This is a genomic window from Mycobacterium heidelbergense (genome assembly GCF_010730745.1).
GTDB classification, from domain to species: Bacteria; Actinomycetota; Actinomycetes; order Mycobacteriales; family Mycobacteriaceae; genus Mycobacterium; species Mycobacterium heidelbergense.
Map to the genome: position 1 here is coordinate 4718617 of NZ_AP022615.1, position 22016 is coordinate 4740632.

At 62.3% G+C, this 22016-nt stretch carries 20 protein-coding genes; 4 read left to right on the plus strand and 16 right to left on the minus strand.

Translation table 11 applies throughout. The features are described 5' to 3' along the window. Positions 1-11: 11 nt before the first annotated feature. Complete coding sequence (locus tag G6N25_RS22075; protein ID WP_163672531.1) at positions 12-1703, minus strand: PE domain-containing protein; 1692 nt, start codon at positions 1701-1703, stop codon at positions 12-14. Between the two features lie 189 nt (positions 1704-1892). Between G6N25_RS22075 and G6N25_RS22080 the strand changes: the two genes are divergently transcribed. Continuing rightward, positions 1893-2339 carry a helix-turn-helix transcriptional regulator gene (locus G6N25_RS22080; protein ID WP_372506675.1) on the plus strand — a complete coding sequence of 149 codons (447 nt, stop codon included), beginning with the start codon at positions 1893-1895 and terminating at the stop codon, positions 2337-2339. A gap of 17 nt (positions 2340-2356) precedes the next feature. Here G6N25_RS22080 and G6N25_RS22085 read toward each other — a convergent pair whose 3' ends face one another. From G6N25_RS22085 to G6N25_RS22095, 3 genes are all read right to left on the minus strand, one after another. Then, positions 2357-2824 carry a hypothetical protein gene (locus G6N25_RS22085; RefSeq protein ID WP_158084873.1) on the minus strand — a complete coding sequence of 156 codons (468 nt, stop codon included), beginning with the start codon at positions 2822-2824 and terminating at the stop codon, positions 2357-2359. Next, entirely contained in the window at positions 2737-3174 is a 438-nt protein-coding gene (locus G6N25_RS22090) for a hypothetical protein (protein WP_142272624.1), read from the minus strand. Before G6N25_RS22090 ends, G6N25_RS22085 begins: the two co-directional genes overlap by 88 nt. A 522-nt stretch (positions 3175-3696) precedes the next feature. Then, a complete protein-coding gene (locus G6N25_RS22095) occupies positions 3697-3834 on the minus strand; it encodes a hypothetical protein (RefSeq protein ID WP_158084872.1) in 138 nt (45 codons plus the stop codon). 158 nt (positions 3835-3992) lie between these two features. On the opposite strand from G6N25_RS22095, the gene G6N25_RS22100 reads away from it, so the two are divergent. Beyond that, on the plus strand, positions 3993-4907 hold the full coding sequence (locus G6N25_RS22100; protein WP_142272623.1) for a tyrosine-type recombinase/integrase: 915 nt from the start codon (positions 3993-3995) through the stop codon (positions 4905-4907). A gap of 152 nt (positions 4908-5059) precedes the next feature. On the opposite strand, the gene G6N25_RS22105 is transcribed toward G6N25_RS22100, so the two are convergent. The 9 genes from G6N25_RS22105 to G6N25_RS24255 form a co-directional block, all read right to left on the minus strand. Further along, positions 5060-5611, minus strand: a complete 552-nt coding sequence (locus G6N25_RS22105) for a hypothetical protein (protein WP_142272622.1) — start codon at positions 5609-5611, stop codon at positions 5060-5062. Between the two features lie 74 nt (positions 5612-5685). Then, entirely contained in the window at positions 5686-6594 is a 909-nt protein-coding gene (locus G6N25_RS22110; RefSeq protein WP_083074043.1) for a hypothetical protein, read from the minus strand. A gap of 93 nt (positions 6595-6687) precedes the next feature. Further along, positions 6688-7638 carry a nucleotidyl transferase AbiEii/AbiGii toxin family protein gene (locus G6N25_RS22115; protein WP_083074042.1) on the minus strand — a complete coding sequence of 317 codons (951 nt, stop codon included), beginning with the start codon at positions 7636-7638 and terminating at the stop codon, positions 6688-6690. Further along, positions 7631-8197 (minus strand): type IV toxin-antitoxin system AbiEi family antitoxin domain-containing protein, encoded by a 567-nt coding sequence (locus G6N25_RS22120; RefSeq protein ID WP_083074041.1) that lies wholly within the window; start codon positions 8195-8197, stop codon positions 7631-7633. Before G6N25_RS22120 ends, G6N25_RS22115 begins: the two co-directional genes overlap by 8 nt. A gap of 151 nt (positions 8198-8348) precedes the next feature. After that, positions 8349-8648 (minus strand): hypothetical protein, encoded by a 300-nt coding sequence (locus tag G6N25_RS22125; protein ID WP_083074040.1) that lies wholly within the window; start codon positions 8646-8648, stop codon positions 8349-8351. A 21-nt stretch (positions 8649-8669) separates the two neighbouring features. Beyond that, the gene (locus G6N25_RS22130) at positions 8670-9617 is read right to left on the minus strand and encodes an aldo/keto reductase (RefSeq protein WP_083074039.1); all 948 of its coding nucleotides are present in this window, start codon (positions 9615-9617) and stop codon (positions 8670-8672) included. 638 nt (positions 9618-10255) lie between these two features. Beyond that, positions 10256-11242: an AAA family ATPase gene (locus G6N25_RS22135; RefSeq protein ID WP_083074038.1), complete on the minus strand. Its 987-nt coding sequence runs from the start codon at positions 11240-11242 to the stop codon at positions 10256-10258. 99 nt (positions 11243-11341) lie between these two features. Further along, positions 11342-12589 (minus strand): hypothetical protein, encoded by a 1248-nt coding sequence (locus G6N25_RS22140; RefSeq protein ID WP_083076134.1) that lies wholly within the window; start codon positions 12587-12589, stop codon positions 11342-11344. 72 nt (positions 12590-12661) lie between these two features. Then, complete coding sequence (locus tag G6N25_RS24255) at positions 12662-13942, minus strand: PGRS repeat-containing protein (protein ID WP_158084919.1); 1281 nt, start codon at positions 13940-13942, stop codon at positions 12662-12664. A 1103-nt stretch (positions 13943-15045) separates the two neighbouring features. Here G6N25_RS24255 and G6N25_RS22150 point away from each other — a divergent pair. Continuing rightward, positions 15046-16281, plus strand: a complete 1236-nt coding sequence (locus G6N25_RS22150) for a tetratricopeptide repeat protein (RefSeq protein WP_142272807.1) — start codon at positions 15046-15048, stop codon at positions 16279-16281. A gap of 7 nt (positions 16282-16288) precedes the next feature. Here the strand turns inward: G6N25_RS22150 and G6N25_RS22155 are convergent, their stop codons facing one another. Next, entirely contained in the window at positions 16289-16942 is a 654-nt protein-coding gene (locus G6N25_RS22155; protein ID WP_232065886.1) for a PIG-L family deacetylase, read from the minus strand. 70 nt (positions 16943-17012) lie between these two features. On the opposite strand from G6N25_RS22155, the gene G6N25_RS22160 reads away from it, so the two are divergent. Further along, positions 17013-19361: a hypothetical protein gene (locus G6N25_RS22160; RefSeq protein WP_083076130.1), complete on the plus strand. Its 2349-nt coding sequence runs from the start codon at positions 17013-17015 to the stop codon at positions 19359-19361. On the opposite strand, the gene G6N25_RS22165 is transcribed toward G6N25_RS22160, so the two are convergent. Together G6N25_RS22165 and G6N25_RS22170 are read right to left on the minus strand one after the other, a co-directional pair. Further along, positions 19354-20532: a serine hydrolase domain-containing protein gene (locus G6N25_RS22165; RefSeq protein ID WP_083076128.1), complete on the minus strand. Its 1179-nt coding sequence runs from the start codon at positions 20530-20532 to the stop codon at positions 19354-19356. The genes G6N25_RS22160 and G6N25_RS22165 overlap by 8 nt on opposite strands. Next, positions 20529-22007 (minus strand): biotin carboxylase, encoded by a 1479-nt coding sequence (locus G6N25_RS22170; RefSeq protein ID WP_083076126.1) that lies wholly within the window; start codon positions 22005-22007, stop codon positions 20529-20531. Before G6N25_RS22170 ends, G6N25_RS22165 begins: the two co-directional genes overlap by 4 nt. Positions 22008-22016 lie beyond the last annotated feature (9 nt).

The window sequence follows — 22016 nt, forward strand, 5'->3', positions numbered from 1 at the left end:
CTGAACGCGGCCTACTCGACCGCCACCCCGGCCGGGTCTGAGCCGACCGGGATGGTGGCCACGACGGCATCGGTGACCGGGTTGATCACTGACACCGTGTCGCTGCCGAGATTGGTGACATAGACGGTGCCCCCGGTGGGGCTGACCGCCACCCCATCCGGGGTCGTGCCGACGGTGATAGTGCCGGTCACGGTGTCCGTGGAGGCGTTGATCACTGACACCGTGCCGCTGCTGGCGTTGGTGACGTAGACGGTGCCCCCGGTGGGGCTGACCGCCACCCCGGCCGGGTCCGTGGGACCGATGGCGATGGTGCCGGTCACGGTGTCCGTGGAGGCGTTGATCACTGACACCGTGCCGCGGTTAGAGTTGGCGACATAGACGGTGCCCCCGGTGGGGCTGACCGCCACCCCCTCCGAGCCCGAGCCAACGGTGATAGTGCCGGTCACGGTGTCCGTGGAGGCGTTGATCACTGACACCGTGCCGCTCGGCGTGTCGCTGCCGGGGTGGGTGACGTAGACGGTGCCCCCGGTGGGGCTGACCGCCACCCCGGCCGGGTCCATGGGGCCGATGGCGATGGTGCCGGTCACGGTGTCGGTGACCGGGTTGATCACTGACACCGTGCCGCTGCTGGCGTTGGTGACATAGACGGTGCCCCCGATGGGACTGACCGCCACCCCGGCCGGGTCCGAGCCGACGGTGATAGTGCCGGTCACGGTGTCCGTGGAGGCGTTGATTACCGACACCGTGCCGCTGCCGAGGTTGGTGATGTAGACGGTGTCCCCGGTGGGGCTGACCGCCACCCCCTCCGGGGTCGAGCCGACCGGGATGGTGGCCACGACGGCATCGGTGACCGGATTGATTACTGACACCGTGCCGCTGTTGGAGTTGGCGACATAGAGGTCGCCCAGCCCGCCGGCCCCACCGGCCCCGCCGACACCACCGGCCCCGCCGATACGACCACTGGGCTCGCTGCCAGCGCCGCCGGCACTCCCGCTACCGCCACCACTGCCGTTACCGCTGGTACCGCCGCTGCCGCCTTGACCACCGGCACCGCCGTGACCACCCGACCCGAACAACAACCCGCCGTTACCACCGGCCCCACCCACACCACCGACCCCGCCGCTCCCACCGGCGGCACCACCCGTGGTGGTCACACCGGCCGTGCCGGTCCCGCCGGCCCCGCCTATACCGCCGTTGCCGAACAGGAATGCCGACCCACCGGCGCCGCCAGCCTGCCCCGGTGCCCCGGACCCGCCGTTGCCACCATTGCCCCACAACCACCCGCCGGCCCCACCGGCCTGCCCCGTTCCGGGCGCCCCATTAGCGCCGTTGCCGATCAGCGGGCGTCCCGTCAGATCCAGGATCGGCGTAAACAGCCCCGGGCCCTGGGCCTCCTGCACCGCGGCCACCAACGGCGAGACATTCGCCGCCTCCGCGGCCACATATGCGCTACCAGCCCCGTTCAGCGCCTGCACGAACTCGGCATGAAACGCCGCCGCCTGAGCACTGAGCGCCTGATATTGCCGGGCGTGACTGGAAAATAGCGACGCGATCGCCGCCGACACCTCATCACCAGCGGCGGGCATCAACGCGGTGGTTGGGATCGCCGCCGCGGAGTACGCCGCGTCGAGCGACGAACCGATACCCGACACATCCGCTACCGCCGATGCCAACAGGTTCGGAACCGCGATCACAAACGACATTCCTGTCTCCTAACCCAACCCGTGATAAGAACGTGGTCCTTTTTGCGCGCGCACCAAATGGCTGGAAACGCCCAGCTCGTGGCCTTGATTCGTGAACTCTACTTTATGACAACACGTTATAACGCCCGGATTGACCTATCGGCGCGCAAATCGGTGAGTCTGTCATGCCATGACCTCCGCAGGCACCGCATGACCAGGCGAGTGCTGCGTGGATTCAGTGCGCAACAGTTCGCCAACGCCCGCCGTCACCGCGGCCTAAGCGTGTCCGACCTTGCCCGGCTGGCCGACGTCGGCCAATCCACCATCCATGCTTGGGAAGCCGGGACCCGCACCCCGCAAGTTGATCTGCTGGCCCGCGTCATGGAAATACTCAAGACCCCGATCGAGCAGGTCGTCATCATTTCGCCCGACGAGCGCTACCCCGGCGACTGGCGCGTAATTAAAGGAGTCACCCAGCCGCAACTGGCAGCGGCAGCCAAAATCGCCACTACTACCCTGCGCGGCATCGAACGCGCGGACATAGCGCTCACTGATGCCAATGCCTTCACCTTGGCGATGCTGCTCGATCTACCCGTTGAGCAATATCGAGCCGCCTACCAACGCGCACGCAAGCGGCCGCCAGGAATCTCAGTCTGACGGGCTCATCGCACTGGTCAGATTGCTACGGCTATGGCTGGGTGGGCTGCGGCGATGGCATGTTTCATGTCGCCGGCGCTGATGTGCAGGATGTGGGAGTTGGTGCGGAGGAGTTGTTCGAGGTCGCGGGGCCTTGGTGCGAGTCGGTGTAGTCGGCGGATTCGCGCTCGTCGGCAGGCGGCAGTGACGTCACGGGCGTAGTGGGCGTTACCGAAAGCGTCGAGCAGCGTGCCGTTGCCGTACGGGATTGACTGCAGCCGGGCCGCTTCCGCGCCTAGCAGTTCCCATGCGGCGCCTTCGACGATCAGATGTTCTTTGCTGGCGAGGTGGCGCCCGATGGTAACGATTTCTTCAGGGGTGTAGCTGGCGAAAGTCATAGTGGTTGGGAATTGAGCGGCTAGCCCGGCGTGGGTGGTGAGGAAGTCGTGCATGGGGCCGGGGTAACCGGCGGCGATGACGACGAGTTCGTCGCGGTATTCCGCCATGCAGGTCTGCAGCATGGCGATCGCATCCGCACCGCGCTACGCGACAAACCACCCACCGCAATATCGTTGGCGTTGATCTCGATGACGGTGGGGCGGGTGATCATGCCTAGCCCAAATAACCCTTCACCGATTACCCGGGCGAACGTCTTTCTCGCGGTGCCCGGCGCGCCCAGAAACACCATTTGGTTGTCCGCGCCGGACAGCACTGTCCCACCGTCACTCTCAAGTGCTTTGCGCCACAACGTGAATCGTTCTTTGGCTTCGGTCAAACCGATCAATTCATCGATACGCGCCTGCGCCCAATCAAAAACTTCGACACATACTTTCGTCGGCGATGTCTTCTTCGTCATCATCCCATTCTCTCCAAAGAGCAGACATCAGCACCTCCCACATCGGGCCGTGTGCCAGCGGCCTCGATCACGCCACCGGCACACGCCACAGCAATACGGGCCTTGCAGGGACTTACAGCGCCGACAGAATGTGCAACGCCAGCGATGGGAGCTCGACGGCTAGCGTGCCCGCCAACGATCCCGCGATATACCGTGTGAAATGGCCCCCTAGCAATGGACGCAGCTATCTTGAGTAGCGGGCGAGCGCGGTGCCTGCATGCTATCGACAGGTACTTTCACAGCGAACAATTCCTGTGTCATATTGGCGTTGCTGCTACATATGCATAGCGCGACTGCCAGCAATTTTATGCCGACATAGAGATTGCTGGATGATGCTTCCGTTGAGGTGATCACCCACTACTCACCGAAAATCCTGCGGACTCAGGTTTCTCTTAGGTATGTCCAGCTCCCCTCACCTGACCCCGCCTCCAAACCAGAGGGTGCACTGGCCCATGAGCCAAAAGCCAGCAGCTGCAAGCTATTTCACCTTCCCGCTGCCACAGCTATGGCTGGGTGTGCCGCGGCGATGGCGTGTTTCATGCCTCCAGCGCTGATGTGCAGGATGCAGAGGTCGACGCGGAGGAGTTGTTCGAGGTCGCGGGGGCGGGCTGCAAGATCCACGACCATCTCCTTTGATACATTTCGGTAATGACACGCTAAACGTACTCGAAAATTACATTGAGTAATTGCCGCAGAAATGGTCAATTAGACGGCAAATTTTATGGAATTCCCAGCAAAAAACCTGTCCGTAATGGCCCATAAATTACTATCATTTTGAAATGCTTACCGACGTCGCCACCTCCCAGGACCTGGTCACACTGCTGCCCCGTTGGCAACTGGCCATGCAGTCCGATCGCAAAGCCTCCTACACCATCGACTCCTACATCCGAGGCGCCCGCTACTACCTCACCTGGTGCGCAACCGGGGTCGGTGAACACCCCTTCACCCGGCCCACTCTGCAGCGCTGGACCACCCACCTACTAAGCGTCGGCGCCGAACCAGCCACCGCCCGCATCCGCCAACAAGCCGTCCGCCGCTTCGCCGCCTGGCTCGCCGACGAAAAAGTCATCGAACGCGACCCCTTCCTCGGCCTCAAATCCCCCAAAATCGACATCAAAGTAGTAGAACGCCTCACCGACGACGAACTGCGATTGATGCTCAAAGCCTGCGCCGGCACCCACCTCCACGACCGCCGCGACGAAGCCTGCCTACGCCTACTCATGGAAACCGGCATGCGCGCCGGCGAACTCTTAGCACTATCGGTGCGCGATATCGACCTCGTCGAAGGTGTGGTCACCATCCGAAAAGGCAAGGGCGGCAAAGGCCGCTACGTCCCCTTCGAAGCACACACCGGCGCCGTCGTCGACCGCTACCTACGCATACGTAGACACCACCCCCTAAGCCACACCTCCTCACTGTGGCTCACCGAAACAGGCAGTGGTGATCACCTCAGCTACCAAGGCCTACGCACCTCACTGCTCGCGCGTGCCACCGCGGCAGGCATCGAAGGCTTCCACCTCCACCGGCTAAGGCACACCTTCGCCAGCCGCTACCTCTCCCACGGCGGCAGCGAAGGCTCCCTCATGCAAATGGCCGGCTGGCGCACCCGACAAATGGTCGACCGCTACAGCCAAGACACCGCCGCCGAACGCGCCCTCACCGAAACCCGACACCTCCAACTCGGCGACCTCTAAACCACCACCACGCCGCGCCACCCCACGCCAACACGGCATTTTCTCAGGTTTATTGTTTTTCTCAGATTTTCATGTCTTTCGCGAGTGAGCAATTGCAGCAAACTTTGTGGATCGCTATACGACCTGACGAACACCAATCTCGCCTCGGTGGGTTATTCCGAGGAAAATATGTTGAGCTTGTCTAGCGGGCGCCCGTGATCGTCGTAGGCGGTAACACCCAATTTGCAGACGGCGTACGACTTAAGTTGCGTGGTGGCGGCGTCGATTACGTGGCCGAGCTTGTCAACCTCAGCACGCTCGACCACGTGAGCCGCCGACGGGTTAGCCGCGGCGGCAGCAATCAGTTGTCGAATTTTCCCGAGTGCCCCAAGGATGAGGCCGATTGCCTCAGCGACTCCCCCGTCTTCGGTGAGGGTCAGAACGGCGAATGCGTGGGAGGTTGCCCGCCGATAGGAATCCCAGAGGTCGTCGGAGAACATTTCGTTGACGTGCTGGTGGATTGCCTGTCGGTCAACGCTCTCAAGTTGTCGTATACGTTGGACAACGATCTCAACCTGCGAGCTGCGTTGGGAAAGCGCGCTGATCAAGTCGATCACCTCCGCCCTCAGCTTGTCGTTGCGCGCGTCCAAGCGACTTTGTTCAAAATGAATGGCATTGCGTCTCAAGGTGATTACGCTGACCACCACGCTGACAATGACCGCCATCAACGCGACCAATACCGTGGAAAAATTCCCCCACCCTGGCGTGTAGTACAACGCGACGTATCGGTGAATCATGGCTACACGCCGGCGATTCCGGTTAACGGCTTGTCGGTCTTGAAGACAAGCTGCTCGCCACCTCCGTCAAGCCGCACGGCACAAATCTGTCCGGAGAGATCGCTGACGTATACGACGCCGGCTTGGGTATCGACGGCAAGGCCAATGGCCTCGTGATAGTTACCCGCGACCACGGTCACGTCGCCGCCGGGCTCACCCACCGCCGGTATCGCGGCCTTGTTCAAGGTGTTTCCGAGCGGCGGATCGCCGCGGTCCGTCCAATACATCGTGTTGGTGTCCAGGTCGAGTTCCATATCGATGGGTTCGGGAAGCTGCGACCAGAGGACCTCGATCTGACGTTCACCGACAGGTGCGTTGAGCGACGTGCGAAAGATCCGACCGTCATTGCCGTTCGCCGGGCCCTTCTGTGTCCAGTACAGCAGCCCGTGTCGTTCGTCGACGGCGACGCCGACGCACTGGTTGCGCCGCATCCGGCGATCGGCTTCGGCGGTGGCGACCACGACCTCGTCACGCAGGTCAGTACCGTCGAGCCGCACGCTTCGCACAGCGGCGCCCTCCCGGTCAGACCAATACAGTCGCCCGGCCGACCAGGCCCCCGCTAACTGTTTCCCGGTGACAAACGATCCGACAGGCAGGAGGTAGGTGCGCTCCGTGCCGTCTATCTTGACGCGCTCCAGTGATCCGTTTGCGCGATAAAAGTCCAAGTCGTCGTCTGTTTTTGGGGCTTGCCCTTCGGGTAACTCCGGTGCGCCCATATTGGTCCAGTAGACGAATTTTCGATCCGGATCGACGGCGATGCCATCGGGCCCGTCGGTCAAGCCGTCAACCAAAGTGCTCGACTCACCGGTTGTGGTATCGATCTTCACTAGCGACTGTTGAATCGGGCTCAGTGCTAGTAGGTAACCGAACATTCGATAATCCTTCCCGATGCCTTCCAGATGCTATTAGGCCGTGCACCGTGGTTCATTGCCGGTGCACGATCCGCGTGTGGCGCACAGCCCGCGTCAGGTGTTGTCGATCTGACCAATCCAGGCATTGACTGCAGAGACCGCAGCGTCGAGGGACAGTTGGAGGCCAGCCGAAGCCGCGGCCCGTTTGTAGTCGGCGTCCCAATGGGTGTGCCCGACAACGGTTGGCGGCCAGGCTCTTTCCGGCAATCCAAGTTGGTAGGCTTCGTCAGCGCGGGCCTGGAACAGCGCAGCTGCGGCAGCATGGATCTCGGCAAGTGTCGGACTTCGGGCCTCAGCGGCGAGGTCGCGCAGCAGCAGCAGGTCGACGACATCGCGGGCGCGATCGTTGATGGAATCTGGCGGATCGTGCGGATCAGAGACGGCGTGGATCTTCTGCGCAATCTGAAAGCGCATAGCGATCCCAACGAGGATGTCGGGGTTAGGGAGGCCGAACCCATCCAATGGCGGCGGCTCGATGACTTCAAAGTCTTGGCCGATGCCTGATTCATCGGCAGAGACTTCGAATTGGATGCGCCGCCAAGTGACGCCGCGCAGCGCAATGATGACGTCAAACCGACGTGGCTTGATGATCTTGGTCGGAACGTTGACGACCTCGATCTCGCCTCGACGCAGCGTCAGAGGTCCCCACGGCTCGGCCAGCGCGCCTTCCAACGCGAGAAAAAACGCGTTTAGATCGCCGCGGACGAGACCGTCGATGTCCTTGGTGGGGCGTGCGGTAGTGGGCAGCCGATGCTGCAACAGTGTGCCGCCCTTGAGGAGGAATAGCTGCCGTCCATCGACATCGATAGCGCGTTGGACGCACGCGATCGCGACTGACGACGCCACGAGCCAGCCGAGTCGGCCGCCCTTGGCCTCGGGTCCGAGCTTGCCCTCGGCTTGTGCGATCCATTGGTTCAGAACGGCGGTCGACGCCGGCTGTTTCGTCTTCGGCGCCAATGTGCCCAACAACGCGGCAAGCCGGGAACCACGACGCCCGTCAGTCATGACGCGCTTCCAATGCTTTGGCCAGCTCACCGCTTTCGGCGGTCGTCAGATAGCCCTGGGCGTGACCGCGGTCGATGGCCTGCCGGAGCAGGTACGTCGGAGTGCCGTAGGCGACACACTGGGCGATGGCCGTCACCGGTGTGACGGTGGGGATCTCCTGCCACCAGCCGATCTGGGTGGGCGCGAGATCTTCTCGGTGGATGGCGTAATCGCCATCGCCGGCGCGGCGCAGGCGTCGACGTTTGGCGATCGTGACATGGATGCGGTGCGGGTTTACATCGCTGATGGCATAGGCGTCGAGCGCGGTTTCGTGACTGAGGCAGGCCTCAGGTGCGCGGGTCCACAGCACGGCGAGCATGTAGGGGTCGTACTGACCTACGGGGAACTGCGGGAATCGATAGACGCCGTGCGCGACGCGGGTCAGGGTGCCGCGCTGCACAAGCATCTGCATCGCGATCTTGTCGATACCCACAGCCCCGGCCTGCTGGGCAGTCACAAATCCGAGCTGTGTGGCAGCGATATCCCACAGCTCATCTCGCGCCAACGGCTTAGTTGCCATGGCAAAAGTATAACGAAACCGTGATACTTTTGACACTGCGATCGCCGCTGTTTCTTATGACTGCCGTGACGTCCTTATTTCGAATGAATAGCAAGATCGCCCAAGTCGGGCGAAAACCAACGGCAGTGCCATGAACCAAGGTGGATGGCGATTAAACGTCCGGTCGACTGACTTTGAGCGCAAGGAGCTCTGCGCATACCTGGTGATGCACCCTGGCAAGGATTTTGTCCTTGTCCCTAGCGACCTGCTCGAAGTCCAACTGTTCTTGAATGTCCGGCGGCATCAGATGGGGGCCTTCCTCGTCCACTCGGAGCATCAGCCATCTCAGCGCCGCCGTCCCGGCTGTCAATCGCGCAGCCTGGGCGGACTCGGTGCGGCCAGCAGCCACCTCTGTTCGCGCCTTGCCAAGCCAGTGGCCGACTTGGCTGTCCCAGTAGGTAATGGGGTCCATGCCCGACCGCTCACGAGCATTTCAACTGCCTGGGGGCACCTCGGCAAATCCCGGTTGTCCCGCGTCGACAACGGAATTGAACCGGATCCGGGTTTCCAGATTCTCGCTGATCTCCTGGATCGCGCTCTCGGGAAGCGCGGTGACATCGAAGTTCTCGCTGATGCGGGACGGCGTGACGGATCCCGTGAGAACTGCGGTGCCGCGCTGAATGCCCCAGGCCAAAAGTACTTGCGCAGGAGTCTTTCCCAGACGCTGGGCTATCGACACGATGAGAGGATCGTCGAGCAGTCGCGGTTCCAGCGCGTGGCCCAGCGAAGCGAACGCCAACAGGATGATCCCGTCTGTCTCGCGCAATCCGTGGAGTTCCCATTGCGGGTGATACGGGTGCGACTCGACCTCCACGACCGCCGGTTTGATGCGGGCGGTATCGATGATCCTTCGGGTGCCTTCGACGTCGATGTCGGACAGGCCTATCGCTCGCGTAAACCCTTCATCCACAAGGGCTTCCATCGCGGCCCAGGTCTCCTCCAGCGTGACTCCATCGTCGTAGACGACGGCTCCGTGGATGTCGCGGGGATCTTGGTCGTCGCCGGGCTGGAACGCGAACGGCGTGTGCACCAGATACAGATCGACGGCGTCCAGCCCGAGTCTGTTCAGGCTCGCCTGCAGCGCGGGCTTGACCCGTTCGGGTCGATGGTTGTTGTTCCACAGCTTGGTGGTGACAAACAGGTCCTCGCGGCGGACCGTTCCCTCGGCGAACAACTCCTTGAGCGCCGCGCCGACCTCGGCTTCGTTGCGGTACCGCTCGGCGGCGTCGAGGTGACGGAACCCGACCTGGACGGCGGTCTTGACGGCATTTCGCGTCTTGGTGTTGTCGGAAAGCGAAGTCCCAAACCCGAGCGCCGGAATCTCGCCGCTGCCGTTGTTCAAGGCGAATCGATGCTGCTTTGGGTTCTCAATCGTTGTCATTTCTTTTCGACCTCCCTATTCATGCATCTCTTGTGTGGCTTACCCGTTAGACGCCTCAGGGACAATAGTTTTCGTCACGTTGGCGCGAGTAACGGGGCGCGGAAGCTTGAGTAACGGGGTACTCACCGCACTATCTTCCGTCATCCGCCTTGGTCTGTCGCGGGCGCGATGCGGCGGGCAGCCTCGAGGCTGGTGGTCTCGCCCGAAGGTTCGTCGGTCTGTTCGCTGAGGCGCCGAGACTGCGGTGACAGCGAAACCGCCGCGAAAAAGCTAGACCTGAATGCAGGCTCGACGCCACCAGCGCAGACTCGGCGCCAGATTCGAGGCCGCTTGGCTCGCCTCCTTGTGATCGTCCGTCATCACCGATCGATGGGTATAGGCCACTTTGGACTTCAAGTTCAGCAGAGTCCGGAGGTGCTTCGCTGCATTAGGCTCGGCCTTTTCCAGAAGAGCGATCGCTCAGCTGAAGTCACCGGACATGTTTACCACCGCTGAAGACAATACCCGGGCCGTACCCAGGATCTCCCGACTTAGGACATGGTCGCCGGATTCCGAAGTGTGCGATGCGTCGACCCATAGTTGTGGATTAACGGTTATCTGGTTGTCGAAGGTGTTGGTGTTGTTGGGGTTTCGCTGTTTTAGGTGGTTACGGCGATGGCGGGATGTACTGCGGTGAGTGCGCGTTCCATGTCGGTGGTGCTGACTTGGAGGACACCGGGGTTGGTGCGTACGAGTTGTCCTAGGTCGCGGCGGTGGGGTGCTAGTCGGTGTAGTCTGCGGGTCCGCGCTCGCTGACACGTCCTGATTACCTCACTGATGTAGCGGGCGTTGCCGGCGACGTCGAGCAGCGTGCCGTTGCCGTAGGGGATGGACTGCAATCGAATGACTTCGTCACCCAACAGATCCCACGCCGCGTCATGGACCACCAGGCGTTCCCTAGCGGCGAAGCGACGCCCAATACCCACAATGTCGGCCGGGGTGTAGCTGGCGAAGTGCACGGTGAAGGGAAACCGAGCGGCCAGCCCGGCATGGACTGTCAAGAAGTCCTGCATCGGGCGGGGATAGCCGGCCATGATGACCACCAGTTCGTGGCGGTAGGCCGCCATACCCGTCAACAGGGCATAGATCGCTTCCACCCCCACACAGGGGCCGTTGGTGTCGGCGACTAGCTGGTAGGCCTCGTCGATAAACAGCACTCCGCCGCGGGCGCGGGCGCAGGCCTGCTGCATCCTGCTGGCCGGGCTGCCCGAGGGACCGTCTGTGGTGATGTCGGCTGCGGTGACCACGGTGACTTCTGGGCGGGTGATCATGTCCCATCCGAACAACACCTCACCGATCACCCGGGCGAACGTCTTTTTCGCGGTGCCCGGCGCACCCAGGAACACCAGGTGGTTTTCTCCGACTGCGCCGCCGTGCCCGACACGGTGCCGGTCGGCTTCTAGTGCGGTGCGCCACGTCCTGAAGTGTTCTTTGGCTTCGGCTAAACCGATCAGTTCATCGATACGTGCTTGCGCCCAATCAAGCACTTCCTGACGTTCGCGGGCCAGGGCGGTACCCGCGTATGCACCCGGTCGGCACCAGTCTTCTGTCGGTGCCAGGTCGGCCAGACTGTTGGCATTGTTCATCGGTACCTCCGTTACCGGGCCCAATGCTGATCGGGCCCTGCCCGCCCAGCACTGGCGTGGTGCTTACCTGTGCTGGGCGGGGTTGGCCCGCATCAGAACTCAGAACAGCGACGTGAGGAGGTGGGCTGCGAGTGTCCCGAGCTCGGGTGCCAGCGTCCCGGCGAGGTTCGTCGCGAGCGACGGAGCAGTACCCGAGACATCGGCCGCGAGCGACGGGGCCAGGCTGCCGATGTCAGCCGCGATCGACGGGGCCAAGCCGGCGAACTCGGCTGGCACCGCACCAGCGGCGGCCGCGCCGCTGAAGAAGCTGCCCTGGCCAAAGTAAGTCTGCAAGACATTAATGAGGCTATTGACGACGACATTCGGGGCTGGCCAACCAGTCGGGCTAAAACTGGTCGCCTGGGCCAAGAATGCCTGGACCGCTGCGGCGAGACTGCCGCCCTCCACGATGTTTGTCGGATTAACCGGAACGTCATTGATAGCGTTCGGGAGAGCTATAGACCCCGCTGTCTTCTGGGCCGCGATTATCGCTTCGGAAAATACGCCGCCCGCCGCAAAGTTGGCCTTAGGAGTAAGGAAACCGTAACCGTCAGGCTGAGGGCCGTAGCCTACCCCGTTGATGATTGCCTGCGCCGTTACGCCCGGGAGGTTAACCAGATCGGTCAGCCCCCCCAGCGGGTCCCCAGAGGCGAACGCATTATAAGTGTCCTGCATAGCGTAGCCGATGGATTGCAGCCAGTCACCGGGCCCGAGAACGAGAGGGGTACTCACGGTTGCCAGCCCACCAGTGATTGGGTGAGCGAAATAGGCATACGCATTCGCGATATTTTGTGTGACACCTGTACCGATTTGCAGAGTATTTTCCAGCGGCTCGAAAATTGTAAACAGTGGCTCGAACCATAACGCAAAATTTAGGTATTCAAACGCCAAGGGGAAGTCAGGCACCATCAACGCGGCAATAGCCTGTTCCATAACTGGGAAAAAATAGCCTGGCTCGGTTGAGGTGAAGTAGGTAGTAGCAGTCTGCGCCGCACCTTGGAAGGTAGTGACGTACAGGTCCGCGTACGTGACCATGTTCGCGGCCACCTGCTGCAGGATGGGGAACGGAACCGTGGCCCACTGCTGGTAAAGCCCCTGCAGGTTCGTCGCCGCGTCCTGGAAGAAATCGACCCAAGTTTGGATCGGGTTCACCACAGTATCGGCCAGCTGCACCTCGATACTGACAGCGCTGTGCTGGAGGTCGGCTGCGACGTCGTTGGAGACTGCCGGTGTGAGGGCGATCAGGCTGGCGCCTACTGCTGCGGCGCCCGCGGTGACGAGGGGCCGAAGGGCTGTTAGTTGTTGCATGGGTGTTGTTCCTTTGCTGTCTGTAGTCTGGGTATTCGTGGGCGTGCAGAGGCCATCACGTTCACTGGGGTGTTAGCCGTAGTTCCCGTTGGGGCCGACCGCACCGATCTGGCCAAGAAATCCAGGAAGGCCACCGGCACCACCGGGGCCGACGTAATAGCCGATGCTGGAGTTACCGCCGGCGCCACCAGCGCCACCATTACCTGCCAGTAGCCCACTGAAACCCCCGGCCCCGCCCTTACCGCCACCCCCGTAATTAGCAAACGAGCCGCCAGCACCACCAGCACCGCCGTTACCGACTAACCAGGCGCCGTTCCCGCCGGTACCACCCATACCGCGCGTGCCGAATGCTCCAACTTGGAAATTGGCACCACCGACACCGCCCGCGCCCCCGTTACCGAACAGTATGCCGGCATTGCCACCGATACCGCCGATACCGCCGTGATAATAGCCAAGGCCGCTCGCGGAGCCCATGGCACCGACGCCGCCGATACCGCCATTACCCATCAGCAAGCCGCCATTGCCGCCCATACCGCCCATACCGTAATTAGGGCCGGAACCGGCGAGAGCGGTACCGCCTTGCCCGCCGTTGCCGAACAGCCCGGCCGAACCGCCGGCAAAACCGGCGACGTGTGTGGCGGTACCGTTGGCGCCGGCCCCGCCGTTGCCGAACAAGAACCCGCCGGAGCCGAGGTTGCCGACGGGCAGCCACTGCCCTAACGGCGAGGTGTTGGTGCCGGTGAAACCGTTGACGCCGTTGCCGATCAGATCGCGCCCGAACAAGGCAACGAACGGCGCATTGAGTGGCCCGTCCACTGCTTGACCGAGCGGGCTGGCAATCCACCCCTGGCCGGCGGTGTAAATCCCGGTGTAGACACCGTCGAACGCGTTATAAACGAGGTTATTCAGTACAGCCTGAGGGGAGTTTGCAGCAGAGACCGCCGCACTGAGACCGCCGACTTGGACGGCAGCGGCGCTGGCATTAATGCTGCTGGTGATGCCTTCTAAGGCACCCGAACGAATACCTTCAAAGGCGGCGGCGCTGGCATTGAGGCTGTTGGTGATGCCCTCAAGGGCACCGGTTTGCAGGCCCGCGAGGGCACCGGCGCCCAGGCCGTCGATGGCCGCGGTGCCCGCAGCGGCGGCCTGGCTGGCGGCTCCCATAAGGGGTTGGATGATGGGGTCGATGATCGTGTCGAGCACCCCGGCGCGAGCCGGCGGCGCAGCGACCATGGGTGTCATCGCGGCGGTCAGAAAAGCGCCGGCGGCGGTGCCCAAACCGACTACACGGCCGCGACGGTTCGCTTTCGCGTTGCGGCGATTTCGCCTGGTGCTGTGTTGTTTACGCTTCATCTGAGCGCCTTTCTGTCATGACCGAGAGAGCGAGGTGTCCGGAAGCTGTACTTAGGAAAGACCTAGGTATTGGCGTTTTCGGTCTGGTTCACCGTGTGTTTTTGGCTGGCAACAGAGGTGAACATACCTAAGAAGTAGATTGAATAAATCGACCAATACAATGGCCAATTAGCCGAGATGGCAGGGATTTTGCAGCAAAAGAATCCGCTTAAAACCACTCAAAACTATTGGCATTCTCGAAATGTTTATCGCCGCCGCACCCCTATGGCCTCGCGGCACTGCTGACGGTGGTGGCTAATGGTGTGATCCCGGCGGCCGGCGTCTCGTGGTGTTGACCGGTGATCGCTGAAACCGTTGCCGCCCAGCATGACCAGGCGGTGCTCTTCGAGGGTTCAGCTCTACGACACCGGACTGCGCCAGCAGATGATCGCGACGATCGGGCCGATCCCGCCTTGTCTCACGTTTTGTCCCTGAGGGCACATGACCCGCGACCTGTCGGATACGCATGCGCGAAGTGCGCCACAGCAAAATCGGAAATCCGCGATATAACGTGTGAAATGGTCCTCTAGCAATGGACGCAGCTATCTTAAGTAGGGGCGGGCACGGGCCGGCATGCTATCGGTAAGTACTTTCAAAGTGAACTTTTAGGGCACCGGATTGATGTTGCTATCACGCCTGGGTATAACGTGGCTGCCAGCGATGTTGCGGTTCCACAGAGGTTGCTGGACGATGCACCTGTTGAGGTGATCACCCACTGCTCACCGAAAATCCTACGAACTCAGGTTCTTCTTAGGTATGTCCAGCTCGTCGGCCCATAAGAACCGGCCTGCACCGTCAACCAAGAGCGATCTCCCAATGTTCGACTGAAAGTTCCACGCTCTCAAGCGTGTCCAGCAGGACCGCCCGCCTACGTCACCGCTAGGGCCCCTGGGGGTCGCGCAGCGCACGCTACCGCCGCGCGCATGCTGGTTCGACTGGCAGCGCCGGAAAGCGTCGGGCGACGGACGTATCCGTTAACACCCTCTAATCGTGATCAGGACCGCTCCACGCGCCGGCGCTGACAGTCGAATGACTGCCGCAGAAGAGGACGAATAGGAAGACACATGCCGGAATCTGCCCCATCGGCAGTGCACGCCCTTCGCCAAGCCGAGGGTTTGATGCGCAGCAGAAGTTTCGAGCCAGCAGTGGAAATACTCCAGAAAGTCGTGGAACAGTGGCCCACCCTTGAAGCGATATGCCTGCTTGCTTCTTCGTACCTCGAACTCGGGGAATATGACGAAGCACTTCGTTACGCCTCGGTCGCGGTAGAAAATGAACCACATTCTGCGCCAGCCAGAGCTCTGCGTGCGCGGATAAATGCGGCTTTAGGACACTACTCCTCCGCGCTGTCGGACTTCGTCGCCGTGGCCGACCTTCGCCGCAAACAGGAGCCGGCACCGCCGGACAAGTATTCAGTTCCAGCACACTTCGCCTTGCACAATATCGAACAACTTGACCACATTCTGACCATCGGCCATGACGCTGCGCACGCATTCCCGGGCGTTTCGACTGAAGAACTTCATGCCGTTCGCAGTCAGCTCACCAATATTATCGACGGAGCAAATGCCAAAGCGCCTCAAGTGTCCGTCCAGGGGAGCAACGGCCGGGTTCTCGCAGACCTTCCGTACGTGAGAGTTTCCGAGCAGCGGCTGCCGAAGTACCTGAACCCGGATGTCGATTACGGTCAAATACAAGAATCCTTCTTGGCCGGCGGGCAGAAGATACAGGTCATCGATGATTTCCTCACCCCATCCGCGTTAGCTCAAGTGCAGAGGTTCTGCCTGGAATCTACAGTCTGGCGCCACTCATACGAATTTGGCTACATGGGCGCCTTTCCTGAAGACGGATTCGCCAGTATCTCGCTTTTCGCCATAGCAGAAGAGCTCCAAGGAGCGCTCGGCGAAGCGCTTGATGGGCATCGATTGTCGCAATGGTGGGGATTCGCGTACGACGCCAAGCTGCCAGGAACTGATATTCACGCTGACGATGCGGACATCACTTTGAATCTATGGATCACCCCCGATTCTGCGAACCTCGACCCAAGTGGGGGCGGCATCGTCATTTGGAACGAAAGGCCACCGAAGGGTTGGAGCTTCGACGAATACAACTCCGGAGGAGAGCGAGTGAGGCAGTTCCTCCGGGATCAACACGCTGAACCGACAGCCATTCCCTATCGCGCGAACCGTGCGGTCTTGTTCGAAGGACACCTCTTTCATCGGACCGACGAATTCACCTTCGCGCGCGGATTCACTAATCGGCGACGCAATTTGACTTTATTATTTCAACGCGGCAAACGGTGACTCGGAGTCACTGTCGGGTAACGCGCCAGAAGAGTTCGGGGACCATGATCGTGTTGTCGATGTCGAAAAGCTTCGTCTGTGACTCGTAGCGCTCGGCTGCCTCGCGTTTCAACTCGGGAGGTCCGGTGCCGATGTCGTCGGGCTCTAGCGTGTAACCGTGGCGGCTGATCTCGTCGAGTGCGGCCCGCAGCCATGACGATTTTCTGATTCGGTAGGGCAAATCTCCGTATAGCCAAAGCGGCACATCGAGCTCGGCCGCTAGAACCGCTTTACGGACGCGCACATGGTCGGGATGGCGTAACCCGAGCGGGCCTACGACGAACTCAGGGCGATGCCGTTTGGCCTGTTCCAGGATTGCGTTGGCCAGGGCGCGGAGATCTACGCCTCCTCGCCCGTATTGGTTGTCGAGGAAGTCGAGGTGCACCGGAGTCGCGTTGAGCACGGCAAGCGCGGAGCCGTCCTCGGCTTTGCGGGCTAGCATCGCTTGCTGCGAGTCGGCGAATCCGCATTTGCTGACGTCCCAGGATTTCTTCTGGGGCGGATTGGGAGTGCCGGCGAATATGGTCACGACAACCGCGCCTGGCCGTCCCGCGAGGAATTGGCCAGCGGAATAGACCGCGTCATCCAGGTGAGGCGAGACAACCAGGACATGCTTCTTCACGCGAGGTCGCCCATAGTCCATTGCAGTGTCATCATTTGCGGTGCAGCATCCCACGAAAGGAGATCGGCGGATGCGTCGCAGCCTGATGACCTCTTACGCAGTGCGGCGGGCCGTGTTCGCGATTGCTCTGCTGCTCATCGTCTATCTGGCCGCGCTGGCGCTGCAGCCCGCCATCCTGGACAGGCTGCCGCACTGGCTGAGGTGGTTCGGCCGCCCGGGATCGATGCTGACGGTTGGGATTGTGGTGGCCGTGCTGGTCACGGTTTGTGTACTGGCCTTCCAATCAGAAGGCAGTACCCGATTGGTGGGCTTTTCGTTCACGGTTGTCGCCGGCCTCGTCACCACGAGTGCGGTGCTGGGTCTCAGCTCGTATTGGCGATGTCACGACGCCAGCCATCCCGCCGTGTACACGCCGCTGGTAGCGACGGCCCAGTTGGTCACGGGCAGCGTCGGTGACTTCTCGCTAGGCTCGGTAACCTGCCCGAGCCCCACCCCGGTCGGACTGCAAGTGGCACAGATCGCGACGCTGTCGGCGATCATGATCGGAGTGGGCGGCGTCGTGGTCGGCGTGTTCCATTCGCAGGTTGACAGGCTCCGGGCCAACCTCGCCGAATCCGTCACCGTCATCGTGGGTATCGATGAGGACAGCCAACCGATCATCAGCGCGGTCGCGCAGACGCTGGACCGGCGCAGCACCCTGGTTGTCATCACCAGCGCGGGTGACGACCGCGTACAGCGGGCCCGCAGGCAGGGCGCGCGGGTGGTGTTGGTGGATTTCAACAGGCCGTCCACCCTCGTGTCGCCCCGGCTGTGGCGCCGCCTCGGCCGGCTCTACCTGATGTCGGCCGACCCGGCGACCAACCTGTCGTGGCTGGACCTGATCAGTCGCCGACTTGCCGAGGTCGGCCACGAGCAGCGGTTGCCGCTCATCGTGCGCATCGACGATCCATGGCTGGCCGAAGCATGGCGCGACCAGCAGTTCGGCGGATCCAACACCCGATGGGCGGCCGATGTGATCGGCAAGTACGCGGTTACCGCCGGCCGGCTCCTCGACAGCATCATCACCACCGAGACCATACAGCGCGTATTCATCTGCGGGACTTCACAATTGACCCTGGCACTATGTGCCAACATGAACCGCCGCCACCTAGAGCGCGACTTCTATACCGCGCCCGGCAGCAGCCCGCTGCCGGCACTGACCCTCGTCGAAAGCGATGCCGAGGAATACCTGCGGGATCACGAGCTTTACCGTCAGCAAGCCGGAGTCATGTGCGACGGACCGGCGATCGACGCGGTGGCCGAGACGCCGACGGCGTCGACCTTGCAGCGCCTGATCGGCGATAGTGACCCGAAAACCACGGCGGCGATCCTGGTCGACAGCCAGGTCTCGACGACCGGGGCGCGGCTGGCCGCCCGCTTTCCCGAAATGCCCATCTATGCCTGGGATCCTAAGGCCCGCGGCACCGAGGACTCGTTGGAGATCGTCGGCATGTTGCAGCCCTACGGGCTGGCGCTGGACACGCGCGAGGGCCAGGTCCAGGACGCTTGGGAACGAGCGGCAAGGCTGATCCACGAACGTTATGTCGCCACGATCGACCCGAAGGCGCCGCGGTCGCCCGCGGCTCTGCCGTGGGCTCAGCTGGGCGAGTTCTACCGCGGATCCAACCGGCGTCAGGTGCGCAACGCGCTGCGGATGGTCGAACAGATCGCGGGGCACACCTGGAACACCTGGGGCAGCCCGCCAGTGCAGCTGTCCGGACACGTCATGGCCAATTCGTCAGCGCTGGAACAGCTTTCGCTTATGGGTTTCGACCATAACTCGGCGATGAACATGGCGAAGGCAGAACACGAGGACTGGTGCCGCTATTACCGCCGCAACGGCTGGAAGTACGGTTCGCCCCGCGACGACACCCACAAGATCCACGACAAGCTGGTCGACTGGCCGGTGGTCGAAAGCAATCCGGATCTGCTCAACGCCGCGGTGCGCAGCTTGGCGGCCACACTGTGGCGTCTGCAACAGCTCGGCTATCGGTCACGTCCGCTGTGGCAAACCTTCACTCGGGTCGGGTCGGTCGCCGCGGAACAACGAAGTACAGCGTGGACGTGGACATCAGATTCGGGGCACACCATGCACGCCGCCGCTGGAGATTGGACGGTACACGAGGACGGAAAGATGTGGTCGGTGCGCGATGACATTTTCCGGGACACCTACGAGCCGGACGGCGAAGGGCAGTGGCGCAGAAAGGGATTAGTCCAGGCCCGGCCAGCGCAGCCGGGCGAGACGATCAACACCCTGGAGGGCCCGACGACTGCCGCGGAAGGTGACTGGGTTGTGCGAGGCGCCAATGCTGAGCAATGGCCGGTTCCCGGTGACGAGTTCGTGCAGCGTTACACCGAATTCCATCCGCCGACTAACTAGTGATTCCAGCTAGTTCGCCTGCCACCGCATCGAATGCGCGCAACGTGTCTAACAGTGTCTGCGGGTCTTGAAAATCCGGCTGGGTGGATAGCTTGGCGGCGATCAGGTCCGCGGCCCGGTTGACGTAGATCATCTGACCACACATGCCCTGGCACAACACAATGTTGTTGCCCGGGTAGGGAAACCACACTTGGTTGCGATACATCCCGCCGGGCATTTGGTTCTCGCCCGGGCCGGCGGCGAACGCCTGACGCGAGTCCGGACCGCCGTCGAGAGTGTCGGCGATCCACGCCGCCGGCACCACTTGCTGGCCGATCAACGAGACACCGTCGCGCAAGAACAGCGACCCGAACCGGATCATGTCGGTCAGACAGGCGTTGATGCCGCCGTCGAAGAATCCGGTGCCGTCCGCGTCGATGCCGATGCTGGCGTCGTATTGGGCACCGATGCGGCTCCACAGCAGTTCCGACATCAGTTCGGGCATCCGCTGGCCGGCGGCGACCTCGCAGATCCAGCCGAGTACGTCGGTTTCACAGGAGCGATATTCGAACGGACCGCCGTGTGCCGACTTCTGCCGCAAGGTCAGCAGGTAGTCACGCAGCGTGGCGGGGCTGTCCGGACTGCTCCGGGGTGCCCACCCCATCGCCTGGTCGAGCATGTGTACCTCCGCGGTCGGGTGAAGGTAATTGTCTGAGAAGGCGATGCCCGATCTCATGTCCAGCAAGTGACGCACCGTCGCACCGACGTACCCGGAATTCACCAGGGCGGGAACGTATTTCGTGACCGGCGCGTCCAGCTCGATCGCACCGGCCTCGTGCAGCGCACCCGTCACGGTTGCCACCAGCGACTTGCTCACCGAGAACAGCAGGTGTCGGGTGTCGGCCTGCAAGCCGTCAACATACTCCTCGACCACCAGCGAACCGCGGTGGGCGACGGCCCACCCGTCGGTAGCGGTGCCCGTCATCACCGCGCCGACGGTGGTGGTCACCCCGTCGGTGTTGGTCATCGGGATCTCGGCGATCGGGGCACTGGCTGCGGGTAACGCTGCGGCGGGCCCGATCCCGCGCGAGATCAGCGCCGTCGGCACGAACTCTTCGACGTGCTGGAATGACCAATGCGAATATGGCTCTGACAGCCAGTTGTCCAGTGAGATACCCGCCGGGGCGCTCACGCTCGTGCGACGAGCCGCGAGACGATCGGCGCGGCGGGCGCCAGGGGTGTTGAGGTGAACTTCGCCTTCATGCCTTTGACCCAGCGTTGGCAGCGGTCGGTGAGCCGGTAGTCGTCGGTCTGCAGGTGTGAGCGAGTGACGAGCACGCCGAGTTGGGCGCCCTCGGAACGTAAGTCGCCGGGCGCCGCGACCCGCATGTAAAAAGCCTCGGACCCGTCGAGCAGTGTGGCCCAGTCGTTGGCGGACCGTGCAAAGGAGACACGCCCGTCGTCGTCGATGCGCCAGACCCCGGTGCGCGGCGTCGCGGTGAAGATCTCGAGATCCGGCGACGTCTCCGTGATGATCACTTGGCCCCAGACCTCGTCCTCGCCATAGCCGCGCTCCCAGCGCGCGTTGATCTCGTCGATGTCGAGCTCGTAGTCCACGTCCATGTACTCGAGCAGGTGAAAGAGAAACAGCGGCATGTCGGCGTAGGCCTCGGTGGTCAGGTTCGTCATCGGGCTAGCGCCACTCAGGCGCGGATTCACCTCGCCGAGGTAAAGCTCGTTGGAGTCGAGGTCATGCAGCAGGTCCACCTCGAAGTAGCCGCGGTAACCCTCGCGGCGCATGACGTCGCCCAGCTTTCCCACCATTTCTCGCGCGGCGCGCGTCTGTGCGGGCGGCAGCACTTCGCGCCAGATGTCATTGCCGCACCAGCTGCCCCGGTGCGGAGTCAGCTCCGAATAGCCGACGAGACTGGTCATCGCGGGGCCGATCACGGTGCCGTGACGTGTCACGGCACCCTCGAGGCACACCTCCACATTGCGAATGCGCTTCATCACCTTGAGTTCCTGCCCGACCAGGTCACGGGCGCACTTGTCCCAGTCGCCCTGACCGTGCACAAAGAACGTCCCGCTGCCGGCGTTGCCAAAGGCGATCGAGATGACGAGGTCATCTCCTAATCCGGCGTCTTGTGCGAGCGCCAGCAGTTCGTCGTAGGAGCCGGCCCGCCCGATCACATTGGGCACGCTCGGTACCCCCGCCTCGTTGGCCAGGCGCGTCATGACGATCTTGGAGCCCAGGCGCTGACGCAACTCAATGGGCGGGTGCATGACCTCAAGACCCGCCTGCCGCGCCAGGGCCTGGATTTCCTCGTTCATCATCACAAAGCAGCACTTGCCACCGGGACCTTTGCCCCCGATGAAGTCGAGTGTCTCGGGATCGGACAAGAGATGGCTGCACACCTCGTCCATGGAGTCGAAATCACGGCGGTCGCGTCGCCGGGGCACGAACACGCGAGAGTGCGTGCCTTCGAAAGAGTCAAAGTACGTGAGGTAGAAGAAGTTTCGTATCCAGCGGTCGACGCCTAGCAGGTTGAACGGGGTCGGCGAGATGAAGTACAGCGGCACCTTGTTCGTGTGAAAGAACGCGCGTATGTCCGAGAGGCCATTCAGCACGCGACGCGGCTGGGACTCCCCCCCGACGGCCACGATCACGCCTCCCGC

Bases quoted from the DNA above. Each gene is read 5' to 3' on its own strand.
- G6N25_RS22160 (WP_083076130.1), top strand. From the start codon at position 17,013: ATGCGTCGCAGCCTGATGACCTCTTACGCAGTGCGGCGGGCCGTGTTC.
- G6N25_RS22130 (WP_083074039.1), bottom strand. From the start codon at position 9,617: ATGACAACGATTGAGAACCCAAAGCAGCATCGATTCGCCTTGAACAAC.
- G6N25_RS22150 (WP_142272807.1), top strand. From the start codon at position 15,046: ATGCCGGAATCTGCCCCATCGGCAGTGCACGCCCTTCGCCAAGCCGAG.
- G6N25_RS22115 (WP_083074042.1), bottom strand. From the start codon at position 7,638: ATGACTGACGGGCGTCGTGGTTCCCGGCTTGCCGCGTTGTTGGGCACA.
- G6N25_RS22100 (WP_142272623.1), top strand. From the start codon at position 3,993: ATGCTTACCGACGTCGCCACCTCCCAGGACCTGGTCACACTGCTGCCC.
- G6N25_RS22105 (WP_142272622.1), bottom strand. From the start codon at position 5,611: ATGGCGGTCATTGTCAGCGTGGTGGTCAGCGTAATCACCTTGAGACGC.
- G6N25_RS22110 (WP_083074043.1), bottom strand. From the start codon at position 6,594: ATGTTCGGTTACCTACTAGCACTGAGCCCGATTCAACAGTCGCTAGTG.
- G6N25_RS22140 (WP_083076134.1), bottom strand. From the start codon at position 12,589: ATGCAACAACTAACAGCCCTTCGGCCCCTCGTCACCGCGGGCGCCGCA.
- G6N25_RS22075 (WP_163672531.1), bottom strand. From the start codon at position 1,703: ATGTCGTTTGTGATCGCGGTTCCGAACCTGTTGGCATCGGCGGTAGCG.
- G6N25_RS22135 (WP_083074038.1), bottom strand. From the start codon at position 11,242: ATGAACAATGCCAACAGTCTGGCCGACCTGGCACCGACAGAAGACTGG.
- G6N25_RS22080 (WP_372506675.1), top strand. From the start codon at position 1,893: ATGACCAGGCGAGTGCTGCGTGGATTCAGTGCGCAACAGTTCGCCAAC.
- G6N25_RS22085 (WP_158084873.1), bottom strand. From the start codon at position 2,824: ATGGCGGAATACCGCGACGAACTCGTCGTCATCGCCGCCGGTTACCCC.
- G6N25_RS22090 (WP_142272624.1), bottom strand. From the start codon at position 3,174: ATGACGAAGAAGACATCGCCGACGAAAGTATGTGTCGAAGTTTTTGAT.
- G6N25_RS22120 (WP_083074041.1), bottom strand. From the start codon at position 8,197: ATGGCAACTAAGCCGTTGGCGCGAGATGAGCTGTGGGATATCGCTGCC.
- G6N25_RS22125 (WP_083074040.1), bottom strand. From the start codon at position 8,648: ATGGACCCCATTACCTACTGGGACAGCCAAGTCGGCCACTGGCTTGGC.
- G6N25_RS24255 (WP_158084919.1), bottom strand. From the start codon at position 13,942: ATGAAGCGTAAACAACACAGCACCAGGCGAAATCGCCGCAACGCGAAA.